Origin of the sequence: Enhygromyxa salina (assembly GCF_000737335.2) — a bacterium.
Lineage (GTDB): Bacteria > Myxococcota_A > Polyangia > Nannocystales > Nannocystaceae > Plesiocystis > Plesiocystis salina_C.
Map to the genome: position 1 here is coordinate 1 of NZ_JMCC02000058.1, position 16,818 is coordinate 16,818.

Genomic DNA, 16,818 nt, shown 5'->3' on the forward strand with positions numbered 1-16,818 from the left:
AATGATATTATTTGGTATGATCCACACAACGGTGAGATATCGTCGTGGCGGTGGACGGACCAGACCTTCAAGTTTGTTGCTAAAGGGCCCTCTGACACCGGATCGCTGGGTCACGACAAGGGTGTCGAATACATGCCGATCGTCGGGGACTTCAACGGGGACGCGCTGACCGACATCTTCTGGTACTCGGCCGGTGATGGGGCTGACCTCATGTGGTGGTCTCAGGGCGACGCAGACGGAATTTTCTTCGCGGCCTCAAGCGCCCAAGTTGCACATGATTATCGGCCATTTGTCGGCGACTTTGATGCCAACGGGATCGATGACATCCTCTGGTTCGCTGCCTACGCGGAGACCGTACACGTGACGTCGAAAATCTGGTACTTCACCGAAGACGAGACCTACACGTCTCGCGTCTTGTCGACTCACCGGGACTACAGCCCCTATGTAGCCGACTTCGATGACGACGGCTGCTCCGACATTCTATGGTACAAACCCGACGACCCAAACTTGGAGAGCCCGCTGTGGAGGTGCCTGCCCAACGACCTCGATTTCGCGTGCGAGCCACCACTCACCACGCCAGCTGGCACCTATCCCGTCGGTTTCGGGGGAGCGTACTGATGCGGCGTGATGCTCTGATTCTGTTGACGCTTCTGGCGGCGTGTAGCGCCCGCCCAATCGACTCCGACTGTGACGGCATGTGCCAACCCGCCGGGCCCAACTTCCCAGGCGTCGGTGAGTGCAAGGCCGGCGCCTGCACCCCAACCTATGCCGAATGCTCCGTGATGAGTGACATCTCGACCTGCGCCGAGGCTTGCGAGGCGCAAGGGAGCTCGTGTGTCGCCAACGGGTGTGGGGGGTATACGTACCGGCTCTACTACGACATCACGTTGTGCGAGGATCCTGATCGCACCGGACTTCTGTTCGAACGCGAGTGCGACGAGCCTATCGAGTGGCAGCTCAACGACACGGTCAAGTGCTGCTGCGAGCAGGAGTAGGGGCGGATGGTGAGCAGGCAGACGATTGCAGTGTTGAGCCTCCTGGTGGCGGCGTGCAGCGCCCGCCCGATCGACTCCGACTGCGACGGCATGTGCCAACCCGCCGGCCCCAACTTCCCGGGCGTCGGCGAGTGCAAGGCCGGCGCCTGCACCCCAACCTATGCCGAATGTTCCGTGATGAGTGACATCTCGACCTGCGCCGAGGCTTGCGAGGCGCAAGGGAGCTCGTGTGTCGCCAACGGGTGTGGGGGGTATACCTACCGAATTTACTACGATATCTCCCTATGTGAGGATCCAGATCGCACCGGCATCGAGATCGAGCACGAGTGCGACGAGCCCATCGAGTGGCAGTTCAACAGCACGGTCAAGTGCTGCTGCGAGCAGGAGTAGGGCTCAGCGGACCCGCACGCGGTACAGCGGCACCGCTTCGGTCACGCCCTTGAGCGCTCGCAGCTCGCGGTGCAGCTCGCCAAACTCCGTCAGCGAGGCCGCCACCGCCTGATCCTCGCGCACGTCCTCCCAGATCGCTTCGGTCAGGCACAGCTCGTTGCCCGCCGCCTCGTTCTGGACCCGCGCGGCGATGTTCACGGTCTGACCAAAGTAATCGACCATGTCGTTTTGATTGACGACAATGCACGATCCGCGATGCAGCCCCACCTTGGGCTGCAGCTCGCCGTGGTCGTTCAAGATGATCTGCAGCCCGGCCCGGACCCCGTCGGCCGGATGATTGAACGAAGCCATGATCGCGTCGCCCATGGTCTTGACCACGACGCCCCCGCAGCGGGTCACGATCTGCGCCATCGACTCGAACGACTCGGTCACCAGCTCGAACGCGGCGTTGTCACCGATCAGGTCGTACATGGCCGTGGAGCCGCGCAGATCCGTGAACAGCAAGGTGCAGTCCTTGACCGGAATCCCCGTACCCGGGCGCACCACCTCGGTGCCCAAGCAGCGCCGAAACTCGGGGTTGTTGAGCAGCCGGCGCCCGTTGAGGTGCGGCAGGTAGTCAAAGTAGGTCACGATCGGCGTGAAGTACTTCAACACCCGGACCCGCGCTTGGGTTGAATTGCGCAAGGTCAAGCGCACCGGCCCAGGCGCGAGCTCTGGCCGGGGCTCGAACGCGCGATCACGATAGTCGAGGGTGAGCTCGCGGACCTCGGTGGTTGGCGCGCCGAATGTCGTGATCATCGTGCGCGGGTGCCCGACCACCCAGCCTTCTTCGGGAATGTCGAGCTCGAACACTTGCTCGCTGTTGGGCTCGAGCCAGGTCAACACCAGGACTTGCTCGCGCAAGAAGCTGGTCAGCGTCTTGTCGAGCCCGCGGATCACGATGTCGCGCGAGAACCGAAACCGAAAGAAGTAGTCCTCGTGCGAGAGCGAGTCGGGCGCGTGAAACCGCAGCGCCCGGATGCTTGGGACCACCGTGAACGCGATCTCCACGTTCTCGTCGAGGTTGGCCGCCGAGCTGCGCGCGCACGAATCACAGTAAAAGTCGCGATCGAGCTGCGCGAGCCCGCCACGATTGGCCACGAGCTCACCGCAGCCACAGCAGCGCAGGCTCCAGTCGATCTGCATCAGGCCCGCGCGCGCGGCGTGCAAGAACAGCTCGATGCCAAGCTCGGGGGTGTGGCCGCGGGTGGTCGCGTAGCTGACCGGGTTGATCTGAAACACCGCCTCGTCGGTGCCTTCGCGGATCAGCTCGCCCAGCTGCTCGATCAGCCCGGCCGGCCACGCGCGCGCCCCCTCGAGCTGGGAGAGCGCCTCGCTGAGCTGCGTCGTGTCGACCGTGATGGACATGATCTCACGCGACCATATCACCGCTCGCCGACTCGCTCGCGCACCAACTCCGCGAGCGCCGCCACGTGATCATCGGGCCCGCCCATCTCGTTCAGCGCGTCGTGCAGGCGCAGCAGGTACTCGACGTTCGCGCCGCTTGGCCCGACGCTCGCGAGGATCTGCGCGGCGATCTGTTCGAGCGGCGCGTCGCCAAGCCACTCGGGGTTGCTGGGGGTCGCCAGGTACACCAGCACGTCGCGGATCTGCCCGCCCGCGTGGGTCACCGCCACGCGCTCGCGCGCGTAGCCGCCCTGCTCGCGGTGGTCCAAGCCCGCGAGCACCTCGCGCTCACTGCCGGGCTCGACCCGGTACACGGTGCCCCAGCAGCGCTGGTCCGGGGCGGCGGGCAACAGCGTCACGACCCGTCCAGGCGCCCCAGGTACGCCCCGATGGTCCGTCGACCCTTGCCAGAACCGCCGGGCAAAGCCGCGCACGAAGCCCGGGTGGCGCTCGACGTGGGGAAACGCGGGCCGCCAGACCAGCGAGCCGTATCCGAAGATCCAAAGCGGTGCTGCGTCGGCGGACATGGACCAACATCTTAATCTACACTCCGCCCATGCCCCACCGTCGCAGGCCGCCCACGCCGGTGGCGCTGGTCTTGGCCCTCGCTTGTGGCGCGCTGTTCAGTGGCTGCCGCCGCCCGCCCACGACCAGCGAAGAGCCGGATCAGTCCCCAGTCGAGGTCGCGGACGAAAAGATCGACGCGCCCGGGATCTGCTCGGCGGGTTGTCGTCGGCTCGAGCGCTGCGTGCCCGAGCTCGCCAGCGACGTCGACAGCGACCCCACCGAGATCGTCGCGCGCCTCGCCCAGGCCTGCGAGCCAGCGTGCGCGAGCTTTGAAGATCGCAGCTCGAGCCTGGCCCTGCGCGACTGCCTGAAGCTCGACTCGTGCAACGCCTACTGGGGCTGCGTCGGGACCCCCAGCGTGCGCTCGTGGCTGGCCGCGGTCGCGCCGGTTGGCGATCGCAGCTGCACCAACTTGTGCAGCCAGGCCAGCGCCTGCGCGATCGCCAAGGTCTGCGAGTCGGACGCTGGCGCCCGCAAGCCCCGAACCACCAAGCCAGACGGCGGCGAAGAGCTCGCGCTCGATCCCGTGTGCATGCAGGACGAGGCCCACCGCAACGAGCTCGACGAGACCTGCCTGCTGCAGTGCGAGACCACCCCGGAAGCCAGCCAAGCGCGGGCGGAGCTGATCGGTTGCATCGACCACGCCTCGTGCGAGGGCATGCTGAGCTGCCTCAACAGCTGGGCGGAGACCGACTACGGCGATCCCGGCGGGCTGACCCCGGGGATCAGCAAGACCTGCGACGCGTTTTGTACCCGCGCGATCGTCTGCGGCGCCGAGCAAGAGAGCGTGGAGCTCGAGCCCGAGGAGCTCGCCGAGCTCAAGCAGGTCATGACCAGCACCTATGTGGAGTGCGCCGTGCAGTGCGGCAAGGATCTCGACAGCGGCGACGAGCCCGTGCGCGCGTCGTTCGAGACCTGCACGGCCTCCGAGACCTGCGAGGCCTTCACCACCTGCGCGCTCGAAGTTTAGGTCGAGCCCAGGCAAGCCCAGACTGCTGTAGGGCCGCCAGGCGAGCGTTTGGGCTCGCCTGCCAGGTTCGGAGCACGGCCCCCGCGAGCGCTTACGGTACGATGCCGCCAACGATGCAGGTTGAAGCATGGATCGAGCGGCTGTTGGCAGACAGCCCATGCCTGACGCGAGCGCCCCACACCCGCGCGCTCGCCCACGTCGCCGCGCACGCGCTGGCGGCCGTCGACCCGCGCGCCTGCGTGCTGCGCCACACCCATCGGCTGATCAAGCCCCACGGTGAGGCGGCGGTCGTCGGCGAGTTCGTGTTTGATCTGGCCGCCAACCCCAGCGCGCCGGGTGAGGCCGAGCATGGTCGCATCTTCGTGTTCGGCGCGGGCAAGGCGAGCGCGGCGATGACCGAGGCGATCGTCGAGCGCTTTGGTGATCGGGTCGCGGGCGGGGTCGTGATCGTCAAGCACGCCAGCGCCCACCCGAGCGGTCGGATCGGCCCGGTCGAGATCGTGGTTGGAGATCACCCGATCCCCGGCGCCGCCACGGCTGCGGCCACCGCCCGCCTGCGCGCCCAGGCTCGCTTGGTTGGGCCGCGGGATCTGGTCTTGTGTCCGATCTCGGGCGGGGCGTCGGCGCTGCTGAGCGAGCCAACCTTGGCGGGCGCCGACTGGAGCGCGCTGACTCACCACCTGCTGGGCCGCGACGTGTCGATCCAGGCGATCAACAAGCTCCGCCGTCGGTTCGACACGCTCAAGGCCGGCGGGCTCGCGCGGCTGCTGTGTCCGGCGACCGTCGTCAGCCTGATCGTCTCGGATGTCGTTGGCGACGAGCTCGCGCTGATCGGCTCGGGGCCGACGGTCTACGCCGAAGCCGACGACGATCAGGCCCACGCGGCGCTGCTGGTCGAGCTTGGTGATCGGCTGCGGGGCCTGGACGCGCCCCTGCTCGCCGCGCTGCGAGAGCCGCCACCGCTGGCCCCATGGCCCACGACGCCAGCGGGTCGTCCGCAGGGCGTGTACCAGGTGCTCGTCGCCCGCAACGGCGACGCCCGCGAGGCTGCCTGCAGGGCCGCGCGTGCGCAGGGGCTGGACAGCATCGTGCTGCTTCCCATGCTCGGCGGGCCAGCGGCCAACGAGGGCCGAAGGCTCGCGCAGCTGTTGGCCGACACGCCCGCGGATCTTCCAGTCGCGGCGCCGTTTTGTCTGATCACCGGTGGCGAGACCACCGTCGAGCTGAGCACCGCGAACAACTCTGAGACTGGGACTGAGACCGGGGCGGGCGGTCGCAATCAAGAGCTCGCGCTCGCGGCGATCGAGGGCCTCGCGGGCCTGCCGGGGGTCGCCCTGCTCACGCTGGCCACCGACGGCGAAGACGGCCCCACCGACGCCGCAGGTGCGCTGGTCACCGGCGAGTCGCTCGCCCGCGCCCGCGCGGCCGGGTTGGACGTCGCAGCCGCGCTCGCGCGACACGACAGCCACGGCGTGTTCGCGCCGCTCGGTGACCTGGTGCGCACCGGGCCAACCGGCACCAACGTCTGCGATCTGGCGTTCTTGCTCCGCACTTAGGCCGCGGCTGCGCGCCGCTCACTGGCGCCGAAGGGGGTTGCTGGGTATACCCCTGCGCTCCCCCGACGCCATCGAGTAGGGCCCCATGGAAGACGCAAGCCACAACGACCTCTCGGCCGAAGAAGCCGAACTCTACCGAATTCGCCACAGCCTCGCGCATGTGCTCGCGCAGGCGGTGCTCGAGCTGCGTCCGGGGACCACCTTGGGGTTTGGCCCGCCGATCGCCGACGGCTTCTACTACGACTTCGTGCTCAGCGAGCCGCTGACCGAGGCGGAGCTGCCCGAGCTCGAGAAAAAGATGAAGCACATCATCAAGCGCGGGCAAAAATTCGAGCGCGAGGATCTCCCGGCGCAAGAGGCGTTCCGCCTGATCGGCGAGGACATGCAAGAGCCCTACAAGCTCGAGTACGCCCGCGAGCTCGTCGAAAAGAACGGCCTCGAGACCCTGTCTTTCTACAAGAACGGCCCATTCCTCGACATGTGCGAGGGCCCCCACGTCGACAGCACGCGGCAGCTCCCGGCCGGGGCGTTCAAGCTGCGCAGCATCGCCGGCGCCTACTGGCGCGGCAACAGCGACAACGTGCAGATGACCCGGATCTACGCGTGGGCCTACAAGACCCCCGAAGAGCTGCAGGCCCGCATCAAAGAGCACAAGCTCGCGCTCGCCAACGACCACAAAAAGCTGGGCCGCGATCTAGATATTTTTCACATCGACGACGAGATCGGCAAGGGCCTGCCGCTGTGGCTGCCCAACGGCACGGTGATCCGCGATGAGCTCGAGAAGCTGGCCCGCGAGCTCGAGTTCAAAGACGGCTACGAGCGCGTCGTGACCCCACAGTTGGCCAAGGTCGGGCTCTACTACCGCACCGGTCACCTGCCCTACTACGCCAATGGCATGTTTCCCTTCCTCGAGCTCAAAGAGCGCCACGAGGTCGAGGGCGGTGAGGTCGAAGAGGTCGTCGAGCAGTACGCCCTCAAGCCCATGAACTGCCCGCATCACCACAAGATCTTCGCCGCCCGGCCGCGCAGCTATCGCGACCTGCCGCTGCGCCTGGCGGAGTACGGCAATTGTTATCGCTACGAAGAGTCGGGCGCGCTGTCGGGCCTGCTGCGGGTCCGCGGCATGTGCATGAACGACGCCCACATCTATTGTACCGAGGAGCAGATCGGCGACGAGTTCAAGAAGGTCATGGATCTGCATCGTCGGGTCTATGAAATCCTGGGCTTGCAAGACAACTATTGGATGCGGCTCTCGACCTGGGATCCCGACGATCCCAAGGGCAAGGACAAGTACGTCGACATGCCCGAGGCGTGGGAGGCCTCGACCCGGCACATTCGCGCGGCGATGGACGAGATCGGCATGCCCTACCGCGAGGTCAAGGGCGAGGGCGCCTTCTACGGGCCCAAGATCGACGTCCAGTTCCGCACGGTCACCGGCCGCGAAGAGACGGCCAGCACCAACCAGCTGGACTTCTGCGTGCCCGCGCGGCTGGGGCTGGTGTACACCAACGCCAACGATGAAGAGGTCCACCCCTGGGTGCTCCACCGCGCGCCGCTGGGCACCCACGAGCGGTTTGTGGCGTTCTTGATCGAGCACTATGGTGGCGCGTTTCCGACGTGGCTGGCGCCGGAGCAGGTCCGCGTCATGCCGGTCGCCGCGCCGTTCGCCGGCTACGCGCAAAAGCTGGTCGACGAGCTGCGCAGCGATTTCGTGCGGGCCCGCCCGGATCTCTCGGCCGACACGCTCAACAAGCGAATTCGCACCGCCCAGACCAGCAAGATCCCCAACACGCTGGTCGTCGGTGAGCGCGAAGAGCAAGACGGCTCGGTGACCCTGCGCCGCTACGGCAGCCGCGAGCAAGAGTCGATGCCCTTCGAGGAATTCCGGGCCCGGCTGCGCAAGGCGATCGCCACCCGCGCGATGGTTCTGGACTAGTCGCTTCGGTGCGCGAGATGGACCGCCTCACGATCACCCAGCCCGACGACTGGCACCTCCACCTGCGCGATGGGGATCGGCTGATCTCGGTCATCGCCGACACCGCCGCCCGGTTTGGCCGGGCGGTGGTGATGCCCAACCTCAAGCCTCCGGTCGTGAGCGTGGCCATGGCGCTCGCTTACCGCGAGCGGATCTTGGCTGCGCGGCCGGCAGGCTCCGGGTTTGATCCCTTGATGACGCTGTACCTGACCGCGGACACGACCCCCGCGCAGATCCAGCAAGTCGCGGCGACGCCCGAGATCATCGGCGTCAAGCTCTACCCCGCGGGCGCAACCACCAACTCCGAGGCCGGCGTGACCAGCCTCGACGCGCTCGCGCCGGTGTTCGAGGCGATGGCCGAGCACGCGGTCCCGCTGCTGATCCACGGCGAGAGCATTGACCCGGCCGACGACGTGTTCGATCGCGAAGCCCGGTTTGTCGACGGCGCGCTCACGCGGCTGCGCGCCCGCCACGGCGCGCTGAAGATCGTGCTCGAGCACATCACCACCGCCGACGCGGTCGCGTGGGTCAACGAGACCGGGCCGCTGACCGCGGCGACGATCACCGCCCACCACCTGCTGCTCAACCGCAACGCGATCTTCAACGGCGGGCTGCGGCCGCATCACTACTGCCTGCCCGTGCTCAAGCGCGAGCGTCACCGCGAGGCGCTGGTCCAGGCCGCGACCTCGGCCGCCAACACCGGCAAGTTCTTCTTGGGCACCGACAGCGCGCCGCACTCGATCGCGGCCAAGCACAGCGCTTGTGGCTGCGCGGGGATCTACACGGCCCACGCCGCGATCGAGCTCTACGCCGAGGTGTTCGAAGACGCCGGCGCGCTCGACCGGCTCGAGGCCTTCGCTAGTTTTCATGGGCCGGCGTTTTATGGGCTGCCCCGCAACCGCGCGACGCTGACCTTGGTCCGCGAGCCGTGGACGGTGCCGGACACCCTGAGCTTCGGCGACGAGCTGCTGGTCCCGCTGCGCGCCGGTGAGCGGGTTCGCTGGCGGGTCTGATCTCCGCGTCTGCTCCTTGGCGCCTGTCTACAAATGCTCGGCCAGGCTGCGCTCGAGCCCCGCGCCCCCGTCGGCGCGCCCGGCCGCTGCCTCGCGCGCGCGCGCAGCGAGATCCCCCAGCTCGCGGTAGACCCCCAGCGCCTCGATCGCACCGCGGGCCAGCCCCTCGGGCGCTTCGGCCACGAGCTCGAGCAGGTAAGCCCACGCCTCCTCGGTCCGCAACATGGCGATCGCCAGCAGCCCAACCCGACGCGGCTCAAGCAAAGTGGACTCGACGAACGCACGCAACGCCGCCAACGCCCCGGCCGGCCGCTCCTGCCCGAGCGCGAGCGCGGCCGCCTCGACGACCAGCTCATCGCGCCCGCGCAGGTGCTCGACGACAAACCCAAACGTGTCCGCGGCGTCGAGGGCCAGCAGCGCCGCGAAGCAGGCCCCGAGCACCTCTGGCTCTGGATCCCCGGCGCGGATCCGCAGGATCAACAACGGCACCCCCGCCGCCACGTCGCCGCTGGCTGCGACCGCGTCGGCGGCCATCCTTCGGGCCTCGCGCTCGGGATCAGCGAGCAGCCGCGCGAGCTCGATCATCGCCTCGGGGTTGCGGCGGTTGACCAAGGCCATCGCCGCCATCCCACGCAGCGCCACCGCGGAGTCCTGCGAGCCGCCCCAGACCGGCTCCGGTTGCACGTGGCGAACCGCGGCCAAGAACAGCTCGTCCGCGGGTTCGCTCAGCAGGTCCAGCGCCTTGACGACCCCGACCTTGGTCCGGCACCCGGGGTCGGTGCGGACGGGGTCGGTCATCGCCTTGTCAAAGGCCGCGCGCATGCTGGCTTCGAAGCCGCTGAGCTCGTGCTCGCAGATGACCTCGAGCGCGGCCGCGACCACCAGGTTGGAGCGAGCCCCAAGCGCCTTGCTGAGCGCCGCGCGGGCCGCGGGTGCGTGCGGATCCGTCACGGCCTCGGCGAGCCGCTCTAGAGCCTCCAGGGTACGGTCGCGCTTGGCCATGATCTTGGGTTTCTAGGACTCCCGAGACCCCGACCGCCGCTGCTCGTGGGCTTCTTGGTCACGCTCGCTCGGAAACGCTGCGATGTGGGCCATCACGCCAAGGGCGGTCAGCGCGTAGGTCCACTGCATCTCGGCGCCGAGCATCGCCAGCATCAGCCCGAAGATCGTCACCGACTCGGCCGCAGCCAGGCGCACGATCAGCGCGGTGACGTACAGCTGGTCGCGGGTGATCAGCGGCACGGCCAGGGCGCTGCCAAGCGCGACGATCACACCCACGCTGGTCAACACGATCGACAGGGTCTGGAGGTCGCCCGCCCCGGCGTCTTGCCCGTGGGCCACGTGCGCAATGACGAGGAACAAGATGTGACTGACCAACATCGCCCCCCACAGGAGCATCGGGACTTGCAAACCGGGGGGCTTGGACGCGCTCGTCATCCCGCCCAGAGTAGCAAAGCCAACAGCCCGCGCCCGAGCGGAGACCAGGCTCCCCTACCCTTGCCTTCGGGGCCGTGCTTAGATCGGCGCCAATGGGTCCCCTCCGCCCCGTGTTCCCCCTCGCCGCGCTCGCCATGCTCACGCTCGCGTGCCGTACGGTGCCGGCGACGCTGCCCGAGCCCGACACCGGCGCGGCTACCCGCACCAGCAATACCGTGTTCGTCGAGTCGCAGCCCAAGCCCGAGGGCGGCCGCCTGTTCGAGCCGCTGTCGGCCGACGCCATCCAAGTGTTCCGCTGCTGGTTCACCGATCCTTACGAGTACATGTTCACCTACGACGGTGAGCCCTTCGAGTTCAACGACCGGGCCTTCGGCACCTTCATGGCCGGGATCAGCGGCATCCTGTACTACGGCAACCTCAACAATTGCGTGGGCGACATCATTGGCGAGCCCCCGCGCAGCTACAGCGATCTGCAACCGATCGAGCGGTTCGCGGGCGTCAGCGCGACCTTGCCCAACAGCAGTTTGCCGTTTGAGACCGTCAACCCCGAGATCATCCATTGGGCCCGGGCCAAGCTGCTGCCTGCCCCCAATCAGTACATTGATGGGATCCCCGTTCAATTGGCCTATGATCGGGTGTTCCACCGATTCTTTCGCGTGATGGCCGTGAGCCTGTTCGAGCTGCACCAACAATACGCGATCGCAGCGGAGGCCCAGACCTACCTGCGCGACACCTCGAACGGCGACCAGGGGATCGACTGGCTCGAGCGTCGCTACACCCACAGCATGCCCGCGTTCAACGGCAGCTGGGACGGCACGACCATGACCACGCCGATGGCCGCGGGGTTCTGGCTGCGGCGTCAGCTCGATGGCTCGATCGGCCCGTGCTGGCATGGGCTGCGCGACGTGCTGGAACGCTATGATCCGCGGTGGTTGGCCGAGCAGCTGAACCACTACCCCAACGCCCAAGTCGCGCTCGCGCAGCTGCCCGACACCATCGGCGGATCCGCGCCATGACCCACCTGGTCATCGTCCCACCCGAGGTGCCCCGCGAGTGGCTCGCGCGGCTCGACCAAGCCCAGGCCGACTGCGAGGTGATCGTGGGGATCGACGCCGTCCCGAGCCCGCGGCTGCCCGAGGTCGTTGGCTTGCTGTCGCTGCTGACCATGCCTGTCGACCTCGAGCTGCTCGTGCGCCTGCCTGCGCTGCGCGTCGTCAGCAACATGGCCGTTGGCTACGACAACGTGGTGCTGCCAGCTTGCGCCGCGCGGGGCGTGGCGCTGGGCAACACCCCGGGCGTGCTGACCGACGCGACCGCCGACCTCACGATGGCGCTGCTGCTCGCCGCCGCGCGGCGCCTCGATGTCGCCGCGCTCGATGCCCGCGAAGGTCGCTGGCACGCGTGGAGCCCCGATGGTTGGCTGGGCGTCGAGCTGCGCGGGGCCACCCTTGGGGTCGTTGGGCTCGGCAAGATCGGGTTCGCGGTCGCCGAGCGGGCGCGCGGGTTCGGCATGCAGATCTGCTATGTCGGGCGCAGCGATCAGGATCATCCGCAGGCCAAGCAGATCGGCGCGCAGCGGCTGAGCTTGGACGAGCTGCTGGTCCGCGCGGACTTTGTCAGCCTGCACGTGCCGCTCACCGACGAGACCCAAGGTCTGATCAACGCGGCCGCCCTGGAAAAAATGAAGGCCGAGGCGATCCTGATCAACACCTCGCGCGGGGCGATCGTCGATCAAGACGCGCTGCTGGCCGCGCTCACGCAGGGTCGCCTGCGCGGCGCTGCGCTGGACGTGACCTCGCCCGAACCGCTGCCGCCCTCGCACCCATTGTTCGCCGCCCCCGGCTGTCTCATTTTGCCACACATCGGCTCGGCGACTCACACCACGCGCAGGCGCATGGCCGAGCTCGCGTGCCTCAACCTGCTCGCAGGGATTCGCGGCGAGCCGCTGCCCCACCCCGTCACATGCTAGCCTGCCCGCGATGGCTCCTGCGAGAGGTTGGGGTAGTTCGGGCTCGGCCCTGCTGTTTTTGTGCGCGAGCGTTGCGTGCGGATCCGATACAGAGCTCCCCGAGCTGACCTATCATGGCGACCAGATCGCGGTGGGTGTCGATTTCGACGCGCCGATCTGTGCGGGCGACATCGCGGATTTCGACAGAGAGATCCGGCGAATCGACGCGACCTTCGAGCTCCAAAGCAAGGGCGTCACGCAGCTGTATATTCTGGGCAGCCCAACACTTTACGAGCACTACTGCGCGGACGGGAGTGCCGGGTGCGCGAAGTATCGGCCGCCGCGTATATTTTCTCGCCGCAGGTCAAGCTCGATCTGGCACGAACTCGTCCACGATCGCGCCGGTCGAAGCTCGAACGCGAACCTCCGGCACGCGCCAGCGCTGTTCACCGAAGGGTTGGCCGTCGCTATGGGCCGGCCGGTCTGCGAGCCCGTGGTCCCCTGGTCGCTGCCCGATGTCGACAGTCTGCTGGCGGCGCGCGGCGGCGGCGATCTTCCCACGCACGGCTACTTCCTTGGTGGTGAGCTGATCCGATGGCTGCTGAAGTCCCGCGGCCCCCAGCCGATCAAGGACTTCATGGAATCGGTGTATTGGGGCGATTCGCCCGACAAGCTCCGCACCATCTACACCGAGCACTTCGGCAGCTCGATCGACGATGATTTGTTCGCGAGCATCAACTGGGGCAGCGAGGGCTACAGCCCCGCAGAGCTCGGTTGCCGCGGCGAGCACCCGAGCATCGACGCCGAAGGTCGTATTCACCACCTCCAAGCAACCCTCGACTGCAGCTCGCCGCGGGTCCGCTCGCAGTTCCAGGACCGCGATTCCGAAGGCCTCGGTTATGTGGAGTGGTTGCTCGAGGTCGAGGGCAACGACGATGGTCTCGAGCGCTTCGAGGTCGCGGGCGAGATTCCAGCTGGCACCGAGCTGAGCTACGCCCGCTGTGACTGCAGGACGACGATGCCGGAGGAGCAGGGTCCCCACTTCCTCGACCCCACGGACGCGCGGCCGGTCGGCTCGGGCGGCAGGATGTACCTTCGGCCCGGAAGCTATCGCGTGCTCTGGTCTGGCCCGCTCGACGCCGGTCACAGCCTCGACGTCCGTCTGGTCGGTCCGTGTGACTTTGACAAACAAGACTGTCCGAGCGGCGAGCAGTGCACCCTGTGGTCGGAGTGCATTCCCGAGATCCCCGAGCCCGCGCAGTCCGGTGAACCATGCGTACAGATCGACCATGAGCCGGCCGTGTGTGTCGCTGGCAGTGTCTGTCTAGGGGGCGAGGGCGGGGGGCAGGTCGAGGGCTGGTGCACGCCGCAGTGCGAGAGTGGCAGCGACTGCAGCAGCGGACAGGCGTGCAGCGTCTGGGGGTTTTGCGGGGTTCCCTGCGACGTGCTGGCGCAGGATTGTGCGGATGGCTACGGCTGCCATCCACCGCTAGCCGAAGGCGTGCCCGTGTGTCTGCCAAGCGGCCAAGTCGAGCTGCTCGAGAGCTGCGGGCTCGTCTCGTGCGCCCCCGGGTTGCTGTGTGAGCCGGTCGAACAGCTGCCTGGCTGTGCAGCGGGCCTGTTCGGCGGCTGCTGCACGCAGATCTGTGAGCTGGGCCAGTCCGATCAGTGCCCACCCGAGCTGCCCAACTGTGAGCCCGAGTTCTACGGCCTGGGCGAGGCCCAGGGCGTTGGCGTGTGTCTGCCCTGATCTGCCCTGATCTGCCCTGATCAGAACTGCGCTTCCGTCACAGGCAGCCGATCGGCGCCGTCGAGACCACGATGTTGTCGAAGTCGCGGCCCTGATCCTGGGCCGAGCCGTCGTTCCAGTAGTTCTCGAAGAACACCGCGTTGATGCCGTACTCCGTCCACGTGCCGACAAAGTCCATCTCGTCGCGCCGCGCCTCGAGCTCGCCGTTGATCCAAAACTCCTGCACGCCATTTTGCATGCCGGGATCATTGAGCTTCACGTGGGCCTCGACGCAAAACCACTGGCCCGAGAGCGCGGTCGAGAACACCGGCGTCTGGCCAGACAAGTTGCCCAGCCAGCTCATGTTGGCGAAGTCGTTGTAGCCCTGGCACACGACCTGCCCATTCTCGATGCAGCTGACCGGATCGAGCAGCAGGCGCTCGTTGCCGTCGCTCCACAGGTGGGCGATCATGGCTTGCGACCAGTCGTCGGCCGAGCTGAAGATCGTTGCACGCGAGAGCTTGGCCGGGTTGCCGGTCCAGCCGTCGTCGTTGCGCAGGTACATGCGGTACCAGATCTCGCGGAAGTCCTCGTTGGGGCGGATGCCCTTGTTCATGTACCCGTTGGGGTTGCGCCCAAACCCCAGCTTCATGCCGCCGGCTTCGACCTCGCCGGCCTCGAAGTGGGTGCGGATGCCCTGAGAGCCGCCGTAGCCGGCGCCCGGCGTGACGACGACGTCGCCCTCGTCGTCGCCGTACTCGAAGTAGCGGCCGTCGGCGACCATCGGGCCGTCGGACTCGAAGTCGTCGCAGAAGATCCACTCCGGGGCGGGGTCGCTGCACTCGAGCGGATCGCCGTCGCCGTCGCCGTCGCCATCACCCGAGTCGCCGTCGCCGTCGCCGTCACCCGAGTCGCCGTCGCCGTCGCCATCACCCGAGTCGCCGTCGCCGTCGCCGTCGCCAGGATCTCCGTCGCCGTCGCCGTCGCCAGGGTCACCGTCGCCGTCGCCCGTCTCGGCGGTTGTCATGGTGTCGCCCTCAGCCGCGGGTTCGTCCGTACAGCCAAGCCCGAACACGAGGCCCACGCACACGCCGATCCGTGAAAACTTCATTCGTTGCATGTCTGCCGCCGCCGGGCGCACGCAGTGCGCCCAACGACCCAAGCACGGGCGAGAGACCTCGCCCAAGCCCACCACCCAGCTCGCTCACCCTGGCGTGCACTGGGCCGGCCCGATCGTGACATCGTCAATCGACCACTGGCCACTCGTGAAGGCGCCGGCCTGGCCAATGCTGTTACAGAAGCGGACCCGGAAGTTTGCGTTCTTGTAGGCCGTCACGTTGTGGCCCATCTCTGTCCAGCCAACGTCGTTGGTGCACGGGCTGGCGCCGGTCGTGAACACCTGCTGCCAGATGTTGCCGTCGAACACCTGGACCTTCGAGACCATGTACGGCGAGTAGTCGGCGTGAAGGTGGCGCCAGTAGGTCAGCCACACGCTGCCGAGCCCGGCCGTGTTCACGATCGGGCTGGTGATGCAGTAGTCGGCGTGAACTGCCGTTGTCGCGCAGCCGCCAATGACCACGCCCGCGACCCCGTTGTCCCCGCTTGGGGTGTGGTCCGTTGCTGGATCGTTGCCCGGACACGCCGACGCGCAGTTGGAGATCAGCGCCGGGCCGATCTGCCACTCGAGCCCGAGCTGCCAGCCGGCCGAGTTGTCCGAGAAGTCTTCCGCGAACACGTAGCCGGGCGCGTTTGGATCTACGCACGAGCCAATGTTGCAGACCTCGGCGACCGTGCACTGGTTTCCGTCGTTGCAGGGGTTCCCGTCATTCGCCGACTGTTGCACGCACTGGCCGTTGTCCTGGTTGCACAGCCCAACATTGCACGCGTCGCTCAGCTGGCTGCAGTCGAGCGGCATGCCGCCGCCGCAGTCGCCCGCCGAGCACACCTCGCCCGAGGTGCACAGGTTGCCGTCGTCGCAGGCGCCGTTGTTGTTGATCGGCGCCGACTCGCAGACCTTGTCCACGTTGCACACACCCGTCGTGCAGTCACCGTTGAACGCGTCGCAGTCGCCGTCGACCAGGCAGTCTGCGGGCGCGCAGGTGTTGCCGTCGCAGAACTGCGAGAGGCAGTCCAGGTCCATCTCGCACAGCTCGCCCTCGCTGCAGCCGGGGCAGGTGCCGCCGCAGTCGATGTCGGTCTCTTCGCCGTTCATGACGCCGTCGCCACACGCGGGCGGCGAGCACACGCCACCCGAGCACACCCCGCTCAGACAGTCCGCAGCGATCGCGCAGCCAAGGTTGTCCTCGCACGGATCACACGCCGGCCCGCCGCAGTCGACATCGGTCTCATCGCCGTTCTCGACCCCGTCTGAACACGAGGGATCAATGCAGACGTTGCCGACGCAGCTGTCGCTCTGGCAGTCGCTGTTCATCACACACGCGAGGCCGGTCGCGCAGGGATCGCAATTGGGACCGCCGCAGTCGACGTCGGTCTCCATTTGATTCATCTGCGCGTCGTCGCAGGCGGGATCCGGCGGCGAGCTGTCGCCGGTGTCGTCGTCGGGGTGGCCGTCCGTGCCCGTGTCACGGTCGCCGTCGCCGTCGCCGTTGGTCGTGGGATTTTGCGTGGTCAACGTCAAGAAGGGGTCGCCATCGTCGGACTCACCGGTGGCACAGCCCACCGTGAACGCAGCGCAGGTCCCCGTGATGATTACAGCTCGCAACTTGTCAGTTCGCATGAACGTCACCAGGCCCCGATGGTACGCCGCGGACACAACAGCGCCTAGTCCCGAC

The 16,818-nt window shown here is 67.5% G+C and carries 16 protein-coding genes; 10 read left to right on the forward strand and 6 right to left on the reverse strand.

All coding sequences use genetic code 11. The annotated features are described in order from the left end of the window. The 3 genes from DB30_RS21535 to DB30_RS21545 all read left to right on the forward strand — a co-directional run. On the forward strand, positions 1–618 hold a 618-nt coding region (locus DB30_RS21535; protein ID WP_165703878.1), incomplete at its 5' end, for an FG-GAP repeat domain-containing protein. Between the two features lie 77 nt (positions 619–695). Next, the gene (locus DB30_RS21540) at positions 696–995 is read left to right on the forward strand and encodes a hypothetical protein (protein WP_052551935.1); all 300 of its coding nucleotides are present in this window, start codon (positions 696–698) and stop codon (positions 993–995) included. 33 nt (positions 996–1,028) lie between these two features. Continuing rightward, positions 1,029–1,385, forward strand: coding sequence for a hypothetical protein (locus DB30_RS21545; RefSeq protein ID WP_146659997.1), 357 nt, complete (start codon positions 1,029–1,031; stop codon positions 1,383–1,385). Positions 1,386–1,388: 3 nt separating this feature from the next. Here the strand turns inward: DB30_RS21545 and DB30_RS21550 are convergent, their stop codons facing one another. Together DB30_RS21550 and DB30_RS21555 are read right to left on the reverse strand one after the other, a co-directional pair. Beyond that, positions 1,389–2,792, reverse strand: coding sequence for an adenylate/guanylate cyclase domain-containing protein (locus DB30_RS21550; protein WP_146659999.1), 1,404 nt, complete (start codon positions 2,790–2,792; stop codon positions 1,389–1,391). Between the two features lie 17 nt (positions 2,793–2,809). Beyond that, positions 2,810–3,358: a gamma-glutamylcyclotransferase gene (locus DB30_RS21555; RefSeq protein ID WP_052551942.1), complete on the reverse strand. Its 549-nt coding sequence runs from the start codon at positions 3,356–3,358 to the stop codon at positions 2,810–2,812. Between the two features lie 29 nt (positions 3,359–3,387). Between DB30_RS21555 and DB30_RS21560 the strand changes: the two genes are divergently transcribed. From DB30_RS21560 to pyrC, 4 genes are all read left to right on the forward strand, one after another. After that, positions 3,388–4,368, forward strand: a complete 981-nt coding sequence (locus DB30_RS21560; protein WP_146660002.1) for a hypothetical protein — start codon at positions 3,388–3,390, stop codon at positions 4,366–4,368. Positions 4,369–4,481: 113 nt separating this feature from the next. Beyond that, positions 4,482–5,924, forward strand: a complete 1,443-nt coding sequence (locus DB30_RS21565) for a glycerate kinase type-2 family protein (RefSeq protein ID WP_165703879.1) — start codon at positions 4,482–4,484, stop codon at positions 5,922–5,924. Positions 5,925–6,009: 85 nt separating this feature from the next. Next, positions 6,010–7,860, forward strand: coding sequence for a threonine--tRNA ligase (gene thrS / locus DB30_RS21570; RefSeq protein ID WP_052551949.1), 1,851 nt, complete (start codon positions 6,010–6,012; stop codon positions 7,858–7,860). Between the two features lie 17 nt (positions 7,861–7,877). Then, entirely contained in the window at positions 7,878–8,912 is a 1,035-nt protein-coding gene (gene pyrC / locus DB30_RS21575) for a dihydroorotase (protein WP_052551951.1), read from the forward strand. 27 nt (positions 8,913–8,939) lie between these two features. Here the strand turns inward: pyrC and DB30_RS21580 are convergent, their stop codons facing one another. Further along, positions 8,940–9,914 carry a HEAT repeat domain-containing protein gene (locus DB30_RS21580; protein ID WP_052551953.1) on the reverse strand — a complete coding sequence of 325 codons (975 nt, stop codon included), beginning with the start codon at positions 9,912–9,914 and terminating at the stop codon, positions 8,940–8,942. Positions 9,915–9,926: 12 nt separating this feature from the next. Further along, on the reverse strand, positions 9,927–10,349 hold the full coding sequence (locus DB30_RS21585; RefSeq protein WP_146660004.1) for a hypothetical protein: 423 nt from the start codon (positions 10,347–10,349) through the stop codon (positions 9,927–9,929). Positions 10,350–10,441: 92 nt separating this feature from the next. Between DB30_RS21585 and DB30_RS21590 the strand changes: the two genes are divergently transcribed. Genes DB30_RS21590 through DB30_RS21600 form a run of 3 tightly spaced genes read left to right on the forward strand, consistent with a single transcriptional unit; the run spans position 10,442 to position 14,047 of the window. Then, complete coding sequence (locus DB30_RS21590; RefSeq protein ID WP_052551957.1) at positions 10,442–11,365, forward strand: hypothetical protein; 924 nt, start codon at positions 10,442–10,444, stop codon at positions 11,363–11,365. After that, on the forward strand, positions 11,362–12,318 hold the full coding sequence (locus DB30_RS21595) for a 2-hydroxyacid dehydrogenase (protein WP_052551959.1): 957 nt from the start codon (positions 11,362–11,364) through the stop codon (positions 12,316–12,318). The genes DB30_RS21590 and DB30_RS21595 overlap by 4 nt, the downstream gene beginning before the upstream one ends. Before the next feature lie 10 nt (positions 12,319–12,328). Further along, on the forward strand, positions 12,329–14,047 hold the full coding sequence (locus DB30_RS21600; protein ID WP_146660006.1) for a hypothetical protein: 1,719 nt from the start codon (positions 12,329–12,331) through the stop codon (positions 14,045–14,047). A gap of 37 nt (positions 14,048–14,084) precedes the next feature. Here the strand turns inward: DB30_RS21600 and DB30_RS21605 are convergent, their stop codons facing one another. Then, positions 14,085–15,137 carry a hypothetical protein gene (locus tag DB30_RS21605; protein WP_052551963.1) on the reverse strand — a complete coding sequence of 351 codons (1,053 nt, stop codon included), beginning with the start codon at positions 15,135–15,137 and terminating at the stop codon, positions 14,085–14,087. A gap of 93 nt (positions 15,138–15,230) precedes the next feature. Then, complete coding sequence (locus DB30_RS21610) at positions 15,231–16,763, reverse strand: hypothetical protein (RefSeq protein WP_146660008.1); 1,533 nt, start codon at positions 16,761–16,763, stop codon at positions 15,231–15,233. Between the last annotated feature and the right edge of the window lie 55 nt (positions 16,764–16,818).

Excerpts from the sequence above, each read along its gene's own strand:
- DB30_RS21540 (WP_052551935.1), top strand. The coding sequence starts at position 696 with ATGTGCCAACCCGCCGGGCCCAACTTCCCAGGCGTCGGTGAGTGCAAG.
- DB30_RS21550 (WP_146659999.1), bottom strand. The coding sequence starts at position 2,792 with ATGTCCATCACGGTCGACACGACGCAGCTCAGCGAGGCGCTCTCCCAG.
- DB30_RS21555 (WP_052551942.1), bottom strand. The coding sequence starts at position 3,358 with ATGTCCGCCGACGCAGCACCGCTTTGGATCTTCGGATACGGCTCGCTG.
- DB30_RS21560 (WP_146660002.1), top strand. The coding sequence starts at position 3,388 with ATGCCCCACCGTCGCAGGCCGCCCACGCCGGTGGCGCTGGTCTTGGCC.
- DB30_RS21565 (WP_165703879.1), top strand. The coding sequence starts at position 4,482 with ATGCAGGTTGAAGCATGGATCGAGCGGCTGTTGGCAGACAGCCCATGC.
- thrS (WP_052551949.1), top strand. The coding sequence starts at position 6,010 with ATGGAAGACGCAAGCCACAACGACCTCTCGGCCGAAGAAGCCGAACTC.
- pyrC (WP_052551951.1), top strand. The coding sequence starts at position 7,878 with ATGGACCGCCTCACGATCACCCAGCCCGACGACTGGCACCTCCACCTG.
- DB30_RS21580 (WP_052551953.1), bottom strand. The coding sequence starts at position 9,914 with ATGGCCAAGCGCGACCGTACCCTGGAGGCTCTAGAGCGGCTCGCCGAG.
- DB30_RS21585 (WP_146660004.1), bottom strand. The coding sequence starts at position 10,349 with ATGACGAGCGCGTCCAAGCCCCCCGGTTTGCAAGTCCCGATGCTCCTG.
- DB30_RS21590 (WP_052551957.1), top strand. The coding sequence starts at position 10,442 with ATGGGTCCCCTCCGCCCCGTGTTCCCCCTCGCCGCGCTCGCCATGCTC.
- DB30_RS21595 (WP_052551959.1), top strand. The coding sequence starts at position 11,362 with ATGACCCACCTGGTCATCGTCCCACCCGAGGTGCCCCGCGAGTGGCTC.
- DB30_RS21600 (WP_146660006.1), top strand. The coding sequence starts at position 12,329 with ATGGCTCCTGCGAGAGGTTGGGGTAGTTCGGGCTCGGCCCTGCTGTTT.
- DB30_RS21605 (WP_052551963.1), bottom strand. The coding sequence starts at position 15,137 with ATGAAGTTTTCACGGATCGGCGTGTGCGTGGGCCTCGTGTTCGGGCTT.
- DB30_RS21610 (WP_146660008.1), bottom strand. The coding sequence starts at position 16,763 with ATGCGAACTGACAAGTTGCGAGCTGTAATCATCACGGGGACCTGCGCT.